This is a genomic window from Winogradskyella aurantia (assembly GCF_002266855.1).
Classification (GTDB): domain Bacteria; phylum Bacteroidota; class Bacteroidia; order Flavobacteriales; family Flavobacteriaceae; genus Winogradskyella; species Winogradskyella aurantia.
In genome coordinates this window covers 630,158-643,324 of the sequence record NZ_NGJN01000001.1, presented here as the reverse complement: position 1 = coordinate 643,324, position 13,167 = coordinate 630,158, and the positions used below count along the sequence as shown (strand labels likewise).

13 protein-coding genes and 1 tRNA gene are annotated in these 13,167 nt (G+C 35.9%); 8 read left to right on the top strand and 6 right to left on the bottom strand.

Annotated elements, in window-relative coordinates:
* Window positions 1-14: 14 nt before the first annotated feature.
* The 8 genes from tsf (at window position 15) to CA834_RS02895 (ending at window position 9,822) form a co-directional block, all read left to right on the top strand.
* Complete coding sequence (tsf, locus tag CA834_RS02930; protein ID WP_094967153.1) at window positions 15-845, top strand: translation elongation factor Ts; 831 nt, start codon at window positions 15-17, stop codon at window positions 843-845.
* Window positions 846-1,050: 205 nt separating this feature from the next.
* Window positions 1,051-1,758, top strand: a complete 708-nt coding sequence (gene pyrH, locus CA834_RS02925) for a UMP kinase (protein WP_094967152.1) — start codon at window positions 1,051-1,053, stop codon at window positions 1,756-1,758.
* 49 nt (window positions 1,759-1,807) lie between these two features.
* The gene (gene frr, locus CA834_RS02920) at window positions 1,808-2,362 is read left to right on the top strand and encodes a ribosome recycling factor (RefSeq protein WP_094967151.1); all 555 of its coding nucleotides are present in this window, start codon (window positions 1,808-1,810) and stop codon (window positions 2,360-2,362) included.
* A 60-nt stretch (window positions 2,363-2,422) separates the two neighbouring features.
* A complete protein-coding gene (locus CA834_RS02915) occupies window positions 2,423-3,706 on the top strand; it encodes a DUF5686 family protein (protein ID WP_094967150.1) in 1,284 nt (427 codons plus the stop codon).
* Between the two features lie 74 nt (window positions 3,707-3,780).
* Window positions 3,781-6,180 carry an efflux RND transporter permease subunit gene (locus tag CA834_RS02910; RefSeq protein ID WP_094967149.1) on the top strand — a complete coding sequence of 800 codons (2,400 nt, stop codon included), beginning with the start codon at window positions 3,781-3,783 and terminating at the stop codon, window positions 6,178-6,180.
* A gap of 46 nt (window positions 6,181-6,226) precedes the next feature.
* On the top strand, window positions 6,227-7,660 hold the full coding sequence (gene asnS, locus CA834_RS02905) for an asparagine--tRNA ligase (protein ID WP_094967148.1): 1,434 nt from the start codon (window positions 6,227-6,229) through the stop codon (window positions 7,658-7,660).
* Window positions 7,661-7,735: 75 nt separating this feature from the next.
* On the top strand, window positions 7,736-9,202 hold the full coding sequence (gene rpoN / locus CA834_RS02900) for an RNA polymerase factor sigma-54 (protein ID WP_094967147.1): 1,467 nt from the start codon (window positions 7,736-7,738) through the stop codon (window positions 9,200-9,202).
* Between the two features lie 11 nt (window positions 9,203-9,213).
* On the top strand, window positions 9,214-9,822 hold the full coding sequence (locus CA834_RS02895) for a hypothetical protein (RefSeq protein ID WP_094967146.1): 609 nt from the start codon (window positions 9,214-9,216) through the stop codon (window positions 9,820-9,822).
* On the opposite strand, the gene CA834_RS02890 is transcribed toward CA834_RS02895, so the two are convergent.
* The 6 genes from CA834_RS02890 to CA834_RS02865 form a co-directional block, all read right to left on the bottom strand.
* The gene (locus tag CA834_RS02890; protein ID WP_094967145.1) at window positions 9,817-10,515 is read right to left on the bottom strand and encodes a porin family protein; all 699 of its coding nucleotides are present in this window, start codon (window positions 10,513-10,515) and stop codon (window positions 9,817-9,819) included. The genes CA834_RS02895 and CA834_RS02890 overlap by 6 nt on opposite strands.
* A gap of 88 nt (window positions 10,516-10,603) precedes the next feature.
* A complete protein-coding gene (locus CA834_RS02885; RefSeq protein ID WP_094967144.1) occupies window positions 10,604-11,068 on the bottom strand; it encodes an ExbD/TolR family protein in 465 nt (154 codons plus the stop codon).
* Window positions 11,069-11,079: 11 nt separating this feature from the next.
* The gene (locus CA834_RS02880; RefSeq protein ID WP_094967143.1) at window positions 11,080-11,694 is read right to left on the bottom strand and encodes an ExbD/TolR family protein; all 615 of its coding nucleotides are present in this window, start codon (window positions 11,692-11,694) and stop codon (window positions 11,080-11,082) included.
* 6 nt (window positions 11,695-11,700) lie between these two features.
* Window positions 11,701-12,150, bottom strand: coding sequence for a hypothetical protein (locus CA834_RS02875; protein WP_094967142.1), 450 nt, complete (start codon window positions 12,148-12,150; stop codon window positions 11,701-11,703).
* Between the two features lie 20 nt (window positions 12,151-12,170).
* On the bottom strand, window positions 12,171-12,935 hold the full coding sequence (locus CA834_RS02870; protein ID WP_094967141.1) for a MotA/TolQ/ExbB proton channel family protein: 765 nt from the start codon (window positions 12,933-12,935) through the stop codon (window positions 12,171-12,173).
* Window positions 12,936-13,006: 71 nt separating this feature from the next.
* Window positions 13,007-13,094: transfer RNA gene (locus tag CA834_RS02865), tRNA-Ser, on the bottom strand.
* Window positions 13,095-13,167: the final 73 nt, after the last annotated feature.

The following is a 13,167-nucleotide window of genomic DNA, read 5'->3' as shown; positions in this document are numbered from 1 at the left end:
TAAATTAGAAAAACATGGAAAATACTGTAAAAGTTACAGCAGCAGAGGTAAACAAACTAAGAAAAGCTACTGGTGCTGGTATGATGGATTGTAAAAAAGCATTGGTTGAAGCAGCTGGTGACTTTGATAAAGCCATCGAAATATTACGTAAAAAAGGTCAAAAGGTAGCGGCCAAAAGAGCTGACAGAGAATCTACTGAAGGCGCCGCAATATCTAAAGTTAATGATGCTGCAACAGTTGGTGTATCCATTGTGTTGGGTTGTGAAACTGACTTTGTTGGTAAGAACGATAGTTTTGTTGATTTAGCTCACGAGTTAGCTGATTTAGCCTTAACCGTAAATTCAAAAGACGAACTATTAGCAGCAGATTTTAACGGTATGTCCGTTGCTGACAAACTTATAGAACAAACAGGAGTCATTGGTGAAAAATTAGATATTAATGCTTTTGAAAAAATCGAAGCACCTTTTGTTGGGTCTTATATTCACGCTGGCAACAAAATTGCTACTTTAGTTGGCCTTTCTGCAAATGTTGAAGGCGCAGATGTCATTGCTAAAGATGTAGCGATGCAGGTTGCTGCCATGAATCCAATAGCTTTAGATGAAAAAGGTGTAGATGCTGAAACGATTGAAAAAGAAATTGAAATCGCTAAAGATCAATTACGCCAAGAAGGTAAGCCAGAAGCCATGTTAGATAATATCGCTAAAGGTAAATTAAACCGTTTCTTTAAAGATAACACTTTAGTAAACCAAGCTTTTATTAAAGATAGTAAAATCAGTGTTGCTGATTATGTAAAAACTATTGGAGATGTCGAGGTTACAACCTTTAAGCGCGTTGCTTTGGGATAAACAAACCTGAATAACTATATAAAGCCTTCATTTTGTGAAGGCTTTTTTTTGGTGTTTTTTTCACTTTTACAGCTCCTTATAATTGTGTAGCTTTGTTCAACTTTCAAAACATGTTTAAAGTGAGCTGCGGTAATATAGTGTTTCCATAACAGTTTATGACTCCGAACTATACTTTATAGCATTAAAAAGCAATAGATACTATCTGATGAAATATAAAAGAATACTGCTTAAGTTATCTGGTGAAGCTCTAATGGGAAAGCGCCAATATGGAATAGATCCTGAGCGCTTAGCCGAATATGCTCAAGACATTAAAGCTATAACAGATAAAGGCGTTGAAGTTGCCATCGTTATTGGTGGCGGTAATATCTTTAGAGGCGTTGCAGGTGCTAGCAATGGTATGGACCGTGTTCAGGGAGACCATATGGGTATGTTGGCCACAGTTATTAATGGCTTGGCCTTGCAAAGTGCTCTTGAGGATGCCGGAATACCAACTCGCCTTCAATCAGCCATTAAAATTAACGAAGTAGCAGAACCCTTTATAAGACGTAAAGCGATGCGGCATTTAGAAAAAGGGCGCGTTGTTATATTTGGGGGAGGCACAGGGAATCCTTATTTTACGACAGATTCAGCTGCCGTACTTCGTGCCATTGAAATTGAGGCTGATGTAATTTTAAAAGGAACTCGTGTTGATGGTATCTATAATACAGATCCAGAAAAGGACACTACAGCGATAAAGTTTGATGATATTACCTTCGAAGACGTCCTGCGTAGAGGATTAAAGGTTATGGATACCACTGCGTTTACACTAAGTCAAGAAAATAAATTGCCTATAATAGTGTTTGACATGAACAAAAAAGGAAACTTACTCAAAGTGGTTTCAGGTGAAAATATTGGCACCAAAGTAAAAATATAAAACACTTTTGGACTAAATTTTGATATTAGCGAATTAAAATTTTTTAACGATGAACGAAGAAATTAAATTTATTCTCGACACAGCTCAAGAAGCAATGGATGCAGCAATAAAGCATCTTGAAAAACAACTGGTTAATATTCGTGCCGGTAAGGCCAGTCCAGCCATGCTGGGCAGTGTCATGGTCGATTACTATGGTTCTCAAACCCCTCTTAATCAAGTAGCAAATGTCAATACGCCTGATGGACGTACCATTTCCGTACAACCCTGGGAAAAAAGTATGCTACAAGAAATAGAGCGTGGTATAATGCTTGCCAATCTCGGGTTTAACCCAATGAACAATGGAGAGACCATCATTATCAACGTACCTCCCTTAACAGAGGAACGACGAAAAGATTTGGCCAAACAAGCTAAAGCAGAAACCGAAGATGCAAAAATTGGTGTTAGAAGTGCACGAAAAGAGGCGATGAATGACATAAAAAAAGCAGATGTATCTGAAGATTTGCAAGCCAATGCCGAAATTGATATACAAGAATTGACGGATAAATACGTTAAACGCATAGATGACATATTGGATGTCAAGGAAAAGGAGATAATGACAGTTTAATTAAAATTAAGCATAGGACATCTTATGTACGGCTAGTCTTTTAATACTACTACAAAATAAATGCTTAAACATCTGCTTGTTGTTATTTTAATGGTACTTGTAACAAGCAGTTTGGCTCAAGAGCCGCCTGTTGTAAAAAGTAAAAATCCTGAACGCGTTGCACAAGACTCCATAAAAAAGGCTGAATTTTTTAAAACCCTTGGAAATGGCTACTTTCCTATTGGTTTTTTTGATTTGGATTTGCGTTATCTGATAAAATTCAACCAATATGAAGGATTTAGAACAGGATTGGGAGGAGTTACCAATGAACGTTTTTCTGAACGATACCGCATCGAGGGTTATGGTGTCTATGGATTTAAGGATAAGCGTTATAAATTCAGTATTGGAGGAGGTTTCAGAATCAATAAAACGTCGAATACCTGGATAAACCTATCGTATACGGACGATTTACAAGAAACAGGTAGTTCAAGTTTCTTAACAGATAAACGTTTCTTCACTTTTTTTGAACCACGTCTTTTAAACATAGATTTATTTCATCGACACATTACCAAATCCATTAGTCTAGAACATAAGATCTCTCATCATCTATTGTCAGAAACACAATTAACAAGCAATAAAATCAATCCCACTTATGATTATAATTTTGTGTTAGACGACAGAAGTTTCAATACGTTTGATTTAAGTATGGCCAGGGTTAGTTTACAGTGGAGTCCCTTTAGCAACTATGACTTAATTAATGACAGGGTCGTCGAAACCAAAGACGGCTTCCCAAAATTCACTTTACAATTCACTCAAAGCTTTAAGAACGTTCTGGGAAGTAATTTTAATTTTTCAAAAGTTGATTTTAGAGCCATACAGCAATTCATTCATAAGAATCAAGATGTCACTAAGATAACACTCGTTGGTGGTTTGGCTATGGGCGAAACCCCTCTAACCCATTTATACCATGCCTATCCAAATAATATTACTAAAGAAACGATATTACAGCGATTTTCAGTCGCTGGTTTCAACAGTTTTGAAACCATGTATTTTAATGAGTTTTTTAGTGACAGGTTTTCTACACTTCAACTGAAACATTTTTTCAGGCCATTTAAAGTATCAGAGTGGTTTAAGCCTCAATTAGTTTTAATTTCGAGATTTGCAGTTGGTAATATGGACAATATTGAAAGGCATCAAGGTGTTACTTTTAACACATTGGAAAAGATATATTCTGAAGCTGGTTTAGAAATCAATAAGCTCCTATTCGGTTTTGGTCTCAGTTTTGCCTATCGGTATGGCGCCTATTACTTGCCAAATTTTGAAGATAATATTGCCTTTAAATTTACGTTTAATATTTCCCTTTAACTTTATTATATTCATGTTAATTCAATGGCAAATCCCCGCGTTTTTTCTACCTTTGCGGCTCATTTGCAAAATGCATGTTTAAACTTTTTACCACTGGTTTTTGGGAGGCTGTTGCGCGTTTAATTCTACGTAACAAAATCTTCATTTTAATTGCCATTATTTTAGCTACGGTATTCTTTAGTATGCAGTGGAAACACATGCGCTTTACATATACCGAAGCAAACCTATTACCAGATGAACACGAGGTAAACCTGACCTACGACGAATTTTTAAAGATTTTTGGCGAAGAAGGCAATCTCATAGTGCTTGGCGTTAAGGACTCTAGTCTATTTTCAGTTGAATTATTCAATGCTTGGAATAATCTCGCCCAATCATTTAAAGACTTTGAAGAAATTGAAACTGTATTATCCATTAAGGACTTACAGAAACTTGTTAAGAATACCGAGAAAGAACAATTTGAATTAGAACCCTTTGTAAAGGATTCTATCACCAGCGTAGCGCAAATAGAAGAACTTCAAAAAGAGTTGTTCAATAAATATCCTTTTTACGATAATTTTCTCTTCAATGCCAAAACCAAAACCATAAGGACCGCTCTATATCTCAAAAAGGATATTGTAAACACATCGGTGAGAAAGGATTTTATAATTAATGACCTACAAGAAAAAATACAACGTTTTGAAGAAGAGACCGGTCTAGATGTCCGTGTTTCAGGTATGCCTTATATAAGAACATTAAATTCCCAGAATATTGTCGATGAAATAGGGCTTTTTATTGGTGCAGCCCTATTCATTACGTCATTAATTTTCTTCCTGTTTTTTAGATCATTTAGAGCCACATTTATTTCCTTGATTGTAGTCTGTGTTGGAGTCATGTGGACCTTTGGTATTATAGGTCTACTCAATTATGAAATAACTGTTCTAACCGCCTTAATTCCACCTTTAATCATTGTCATTGGTATACCCAATTGTATTTTCCTGATTAATAAATATCAACATGAAGTAAAATCTCACGGCAACAAGGTTAAATCCTTACAACGGGTAATAACAAAAATTGGTAATGCTACCTTAATGACCAATGTTACCACTGCTTCAGGTTTTGGAACTTTTATTCTTACGGAAAGCCAATTACTAAAAGAGTTTGGTATTGTCGCCTCATTGAGCATTCTGGCCATTTTTATTTTATGTCTTCTTATTATTCCCATCATTTACACATTCCTACCCTATCCAAAGGACCGGCATTTAGAACATCTTAACAAGCGCTGGATTGGTGGTTTTGTCGATTGGATGGAACGTATGGTTAAGCATAAAAAAATAACCATTTACGTAACTGCCCTTGTTCTCATAATTGTGAGCATGATAGGCATGAACCAAATACGAATCTCCGGAAGCCTCATTGAAGACATGCCTAAAAACAAGCAATTCTTTAAGGATATCCGTTTTTTTGAAAAGGAGTTTAATGGTATCATGCCTTTAGAGATTATGGTAAATACCAAACGCCCAAAAGGGGTAATGAAATTAAGTACCTTAAAGCGTATAAACGAGCTAGAGGAGTTGATTGTTGAAACACCTGAACTCTCTAAGCCCATCTCTGTAGTAAGCTTGGTAAAATATAGCAAACAAGCCTATTATAACGGCAACCCAAAATACTACCAACTACCTACCAGCCAAGAGAACAGCTTTATTTTATCCTACGCCAAGAACTCTAATTCTAATGTAGACCTGCTGAAAAATTTTGTAGATAGTACAGGGCAATACGCGCGTATCACAACCTTTATGAAAGACATTGGTACAGATAAAATGGAGCGTATTGAGGAAAATCTTCAAAATAAAATTGATAAGGTGTTCCCCAAAGAGCGTTATGACGTTACAATGACCGGGAAGGCCTTGGTTTTTCAAAAGGGTACTAAATATCTAGTGCGTAATCTTATCATTTCCTTGTCACTTGCCATTTTTTTAATATCGTTATTTATGGCCTACCTTTTTAGGTCATTTAGAATGATTATTGTTTCATTGATTCCCAATTTATTACCTCTTTTGGTCACGGCAGGCTTAATGGGCTACTTAGGCGTACCTATAAAACCTTCGACCATTTTAGTATTCAGTATAGCCTTTGGAATTTCTGTTGATGACACTATACATTTCTTAGCAAAGTATCGACAAGAGTTACAAGCTAATCATTGGAAAATCCGAAAATCCGTGTATGCGGCTTTAAGAGAAACAGGTGTCAGTATGTTTTATACCTCTATCGTATTGTTTTTTGGGTTCTCCGTCTTTACCATTTCAAGTTTTGGAGGTACCGTTGCCCTAGGGGCTCTGGTTTCCATAACCTTACTCTTTGCCATGCTTTCTAATTTACTCTTACTACCATCATTATTATTGTCATTAGAACGTAATATTGCAAATAAGGAAGTATTGAGAAAACCAACCATAGATATCATTCCATCTGAAGACGACGATGACAATGACGATAAATAAGAGAATTAACAATAAGGCTTATTTTAGCATTTTAAAATAAATAGTAATGGCAACACAAACCATAGCAAAATTATTAGCACAAGGAACAACCTTGCAAGAGATTTCAGTTAAAGGCTGGGTAAGAACCTTCAGGGCAAATAGATTTATAGCACTTAATGATGGATCTACTATAAACAACTTACAGTGCGTGGTTGATTTTGAGAATTTTGACGAAGCCCTTTTAAAGCGTATTACAACTGGTGCGGCAATTCATGTTACAGGGGAATTGGTGGAAAGTCAGGGCAAAGGACAATCTGTTGAAATACAAGTTAAAGCATTAGAAATTTTAGGAGATTCTGACCCTGAAACTTATCCCATACAACCTAAAAAACACACCTTCGAATTCTTAAGGGAAAATGCACATTTACGCACAAGAACTAATACGTTTAGTGCTGTAATGCGTATGTGCTCTTCCTTATCATTTGCGGTTCATAAGTATTTCAATGATAACGGGTTTTACAATATGCATACACCAATCATTACTGGCAGTGATGCAGAAGGCGCAGGCGATATGTTTCGCGTTACCATATTAGACCCTAAAAATCCACCATTAACAGAAGAGGGTGAGGTAAATTACAAGGAAGATTTTTTTGGTAAAGAAGCTAACCTTACCGTTTCAGGTCAATTAGAAGCCGAAACTTACGCCATGTCTTTGGGTAAGGTCTATACCTTTGGACCAACATTTAGAGCAGAAAACTCAAATACATCGCGTCACTTGGCAGAATTCTGGATGATTGAACCAGAAGTAGCCTTTATGGATTTGGATGGCAATATGGATTTAGCAGAGGATTTTCTAAAGTCAGTTCTTAGCTATGTTTTAGAACATAATAGGGAAGATTTAGAATTTTTAGATAAGCGTTTGCAAGAACACGACAAGACATTGCCACAAGCTGAGCGAAGCCCAATGCACTTAATAGATAAGATTAAGTTTGTAGTTGATAACAATTTTAAACGTGTAAGCTATACAGAAGCCATAGATATTCTCAGAAATTCAAAACCAAATAAAAAGAAAAAATTCAATTATATAATTGAAGAATGGGGAGCAGATCTTCAATCAGAACACGAACGATTCTTAGTTGAAAAGCATTTTAAATGTCCCGTAATCCTATTTGATTACCCCGCAAATATTAAAGCGTTTTATATGCGCTTAAATGAGGATGGAAAAACAGTTAGGGCTATGGATATTCTATTCCCAGGAATCGGTGAGATGGTTGGTGGGTCTCAACGTGAGGAACGGTTAGAGGTACTAAAGCAAAAAATGGCTGCATTGAACATTCCTGAAGAAGAGCTGTGGTGGTACCTAGATTTAAGAAAATATGGTACTGCTGTGCATTCAGGATTTGGTTTAGGTTTTGAGCGCCTTGTTATGTTTGCTACTGGAATGGGTAATATCAGGGATGTTATTCCCTATCCCAGAACACCTCAAAATGCAGAATTTTAAAATACCAATAAACCTGTTTGTTTTAGATGCAAACAGGTTTTTTTAGTATTTTTATAGTTATTCAGTAACACGTTCATGGCCCTAAAACAGTTTTTACAACTTAAACTTTCCCAAAAGTTATCGCCTCAACAAATTCAGTTGATGAAGTTGATTCAGCTACCTACACAGGCCTTTGAACAGCGCTTAAAACAAGAACTTGAGGAAAACCCTGCATTAGATACGGGAAAAGAGGCAGACGCCAACGAGGACGTCTATGATGAATTTGACAATACTGATGAAGAGTTACAGGACAGTGAAACCATTGATGCCGAGGATATAAATGTTGATGAATATTTAAGTGACGATGAAATTCCAGAATATAGAACCCAGGCCAATAACTACAGCGCTGACGATGAGGAAAAGTCCATACCCTACGCAGCTGGAACAACCTTTACACAATACCTAAGCAACCAGTTAAATACATTTAGACTATCCGATCAAGAGAAGGAAATTGCTAACTTTTTAGTGGGTAGTGTAGATGAAAGTGGATATATACGACGCTCTTTAGCCGATATAACGGATGATTTGGCTTTTACACAAAATGTCTACACTACAGAAGAGGAGGTTGAAAAAGTCCTTAAAATAGTTCAGCAACTCGACCCGCCAGGCGTAGCTGCAAAAAATCTTCAAGAGTGCTTAAGTATACAATTGCATAGGAAAGAACAAAATCAGAATATAGAACTAGCAACGGCCATAATAGATAAAGGCTTTGAACAATTCACAAAAAAGCATTATGATAAATTGATGCAAAAATTTCATGTGAACAAAGATCAGCTAAAAAAAGCGATTGAGGAGATTGAGCGACTAAATCCCAAACCCGGTGGCTCTTATGCTGGTAATAACAAAATTGTAGAACACATTGTTCCTGACTTTGCCATAAAAATCGTTGATGGTGAACTAGAACTAACCCTAAATGGTAGAAATGCGCCAGAACTCCATGTCTCAAGCGAGTACAATAATATGCTGAAAGCCTATAAAGACAGTAAGCAAAAGTCTAAAGCTCAAAAAGATGCGGTTATGTTCATAAAGCAAAAGCTCGATGCGGCGAAATGGTTCATTGAGGCCGTAAGACAGCGTCAACAAACACTTTATGTGACGATGAGTGCTATTATGAATTATCAAAAAGAGTATTTCCTAACTGGCGATGAACGAAATCTTAGACCTATGATTTTAAAGGATATCGCAGAAGAAATAGATATGGATGTCTCTACAATTTCTAGGGTTGCTAACAGTAAGTATGTTGATACACCATATGGCACCAAGCTTATTAAGGAGTTTTTCTCAGAATCGATGACCAATGACCAAGGCGAGGAAGTCTCCACACGGGAAATAAAGAAAATACTTGAGACCGTAATTGAAGGAGAAGACAAGAAAAAACCTCTCACAGATGAGGGCCTTTCCAAAATACTCAAGGAGAAAGGTTATCCAATTGCCAGAAGAACCGTTGCTAAATACAGAGAACAATTGGATATTCCTGTCGCACGGTTAAGGAAAAAAATCTAATAGGTCTTTTAATGAAAGATTTCATTTTAAAAAGCATATCCTTTGTATTCCATCCCTTAATAATGCCCCTTTTAGGAGTATTGTTTTATTTTTCAAAAACACCTAGGTTTATACCTGACCCTGTCATGAAAGCTAAGGTTTTTTCTATAGTTATTCTCACCATTATTCTTCCAGTATTGCTGTTTTTCTTGTTAAAAACAATCAATAAGGTCGATACTATTTATTTGAAAAGTACTCGAGAACGTCTTATTCCGTTGCTTATTAACTGCATCATAATTATCTTGATTCTACTTAGGGTTTTACCTCCAAATGAAATTCTAGAACTGTACTATTTCTTTTTGGGAATATTATGCTCTACGCTAGCGTGTTTTATATTAGCTGTTTTTAAGATAAAAGCAAGTATCCATATGATTGCAGCATCGGGCTTTTTCATGTTTGCTGTGGCCTTAGGCGTTCATTACAAAATCAATATTAATGGTACGATTGCACTCATGATGATTATATTAGGCGCCATTGCCACTTCTCGTCTTCATTTAAATGCACACACCAATCAAGAATTAGTTATAGGGATGTTCACGGGATTTTTCCCTCAATTTATCTTTCTGAATTATTGGTTATAGTATATAGAACACTAGACCGATATTTAAGGTTGCCAAATCAATAGATTCATTATTCAATCTTGACTGATTGTTAAATAAGGTATTAAGTCCATAATACAAATGGATATTCCATGTATTTAAACCCGCACTCAACGTTAATCCATATTGTAATCTATTGAATACATCAATATTTTTTAACTTCTGTTCACCTAAATCACTTTTTAGTGTCGTTGAATTATAGAACATATAACCAAATTTAAACCCCGTATATATCCGCCAAAAACTGTATGTGGTCGGTGTTGAAGTGCGCCATCTAAATTCAATTGGTACCTCAACAAGATATGTTGAGAATCTATTTTGGGTTACGTTTCTTTCTTCACTATTAAATACAGCAAAGTTTATGTCATTATTAGATCTAAAAATAGAGAGATTTTGGTTGTATGAGTTTAGGGAAAGGCCAATACCAAGACCTATTGCTAGATTTCGCCTTGGGTTGATGGGCATATCCCTAATAAATCCAAAATGAAATCCTGGAGAGAAACCATTCTGAGCTATTTCGGGTGATTTAAAGTTTAAGACATTGTACGTTATAGATATAAAAAACTGGTCTTCGCGATAATTCTTGTATAATTCCAAAGTGTCCTGATCTACTTTAGTCTGTGCAGATCCAGTGGTACAAAAAATAAGCAATAAAATAAGCTGCAGGTTTTTCATTCAATAAAACTACGAAATCTTTAAACGTCTGAAAATAAAAAACGTCCTGACTTAGCAGGACGTTTCTTTTCACTATAAATTAAGTATTCTATTGTTCTGCCTTTGCATTTGTAATATACATTACCTTTAAGGTATTGGCTTTACGTAATTCTTGTTTGATATCAGATACAAGACCTGCATGCGTATTTTTATCTACTTTAAGACCCACAACAATCTTGCTTTGTAGTTCTTCATTCATATCAGCCTGTGCTTGCAAAACTGCTGGTCTTATGTCCTCGATACCGACAAATGCATCATTTATCTGAATACGAGGCTCATCGCCGAACTGTTTAAACTGACTACTTGGTTTACCCGCATAAATAAAGGTTGTTCTATCTTTTTTTAGCTTTTCCACTTGGTCTGCGCTAGGTAAAATATTTTCTATCATTAAAGAACTATCTCTCATCACCGTTGCAACCATAAAAAAGAAAAGTAACATAAATACAATATCTGGCAAAGATGCTGTAGAAATAGCAGGTAAATCGCCTTGTTTCTTATTTTTAAATTTAGACATAATAGTTACTTTTAGTTTTTATCAGGTTCAGCCTCAGATAACTTCATAGGAAACAATTTTTTTATTGTTTCTATTTGGTCATTGAGTTTTTCATCCTTTTTGAACTGATTTTTTTCTTTCTCATCTAACATAGATTGGAAGGACCTGTTATATAGACGTTGTGCTTCCCGTTCTCTAAGAAAATTATAAGCTGCTACGAGTTCATTTTGTACCTCAATATATTTGTCATAAGACGTCTCCCGGTCATGTTTCATAGAAATAATGGCCTTATCAGGATGGTCTGACGAACTTGGCGAGCGTTTCCCCCTGCAGTAATCACAACGTTCTCCTTCCGCATTAGTATCACCGCCGTTATCTAAGAATTCAATGGCCGCTTTTCTCAAATTCTTAAGCTCCATTTGTTCATCCTCAACAAGTAACTGATTATTTCTATTAATCAGAACAGTAAATAGGTTCTTTTGCTTAATTATTGGAGGCTCCACTTCAGAGTCATCAATAGGTGGCAAACTTCTTAAGATACCCTTATCTTTTTCGATAGTAGTCGTAACCAAGAAAAAGATGAGTAACAAGAAGGCAATATCAGCCATTGATCCTGCATTTACCTCTGGTGCTGCTCTTTTTGCCATAGAAAATTATTTACTGATTACTTTTTTAACTCCCGAGAAAATCATTGCTACAGCAGCAACAATTATCAAAATGTAAAATGCTGTTAAGCCAGCTCCTACCATTTGTGATTGTCCTTCAGTAGCAAATCCATCTTGTAATTTGTACTTCATGGTATCTCCACTAGATACTACATAAGACAAAATAAGGACTACCGCGAAAGCTCCTACTCCTATCAACGTATTTTTTAAGCCTGCAGTATTCGTAAAGAGATTTTTGACAACAAAAACCACTACAAATAAGATTACAAGACCTAAAATTATATACGAAACGATGGCAATTGGATCTACAATACTGGTATCTCCTGCCAAAGCTGCCGCTTTAATCTCATCGTCCCCTTCGGCTATAATTCTTCCCAAGAAGATAATGCCAAGGATACTGAGAATAGCCGCAACTATTTTTAATATTTTATGTAACATAATTTATAAGGTCTTTTTAATTATTTCTTGTGTCTTACCAATAAATCCATCAATGTGATAGATGCATCTTCCATGTCATTCACTATACTATCAATCTTAGCAATAATATAGTTGTAGAAAATTTGCAGTATAATCGCCACAATCAGACCAAATACAGTTGTTAAAAGTGCTACTTTAATACCACCTGCTACTAAAGAAGGTTGCATATCACCAGCGGCTTCAATTTTGTCAAAGGCCTGAATCATACCTATTACCGTACCCATGAAACCAAGCATCGGTGCTAAAGCGATGAACAATGAAATCCAAGACACATTCTTTTCTAATTGTCCCATTTGTACTCCACCATAGGCTACAACAGCTTTTTCAGCAGCATCGATATCCTCATCTGCTCTGTCTAATCCCTGATAAAAAATTGAAGCTACAGGACCTTTTGTGTTTCTACAAACCTCCTTAGCTGCCTCTATACCTCCTGACGCTAGAGCATCTTCAACATTTTGAGTTAGTTTTTTTGTATTTGTAGTTGAAAGATTTAAAAAGATAATTCTCTCGATAGCTATAGCTAAACCAAGAATTAAACATAACAATACGATACCCATAAACCCTGGGCCACCCTCAATAAAACGCTTTTTTAATTCTTGATGGAACGTCAAGTCTTCTGCTGACGCATCATCTTGAGTCACACTTGTTACAGTTGCTGCTGCACTTGCCAATGTCGTTGCATTAGCATTCACAGTTCCGATAGCCATTAAACAAGTTATGGCAAGGATAGAAAATAGTCTTTTCATTGTTCTAATCTTAATTTTATTAGTTAAAGGGTTAAAGATAAAAAAAATATATATGTAACCTAAAATAAAAGCAGAGAGGAAGGGATTCGAACCCTCGATACCCTTTTGGAGTATACACACTTTCCAGGCGTGCGCCTTCGACCACTCGGCCACCTCTCTGTAATGTTTGTTTTAAAATTACAGTGTGGCAAATAACGAAAAAAACTTTAAACACTAAAATTTACATCGTTAA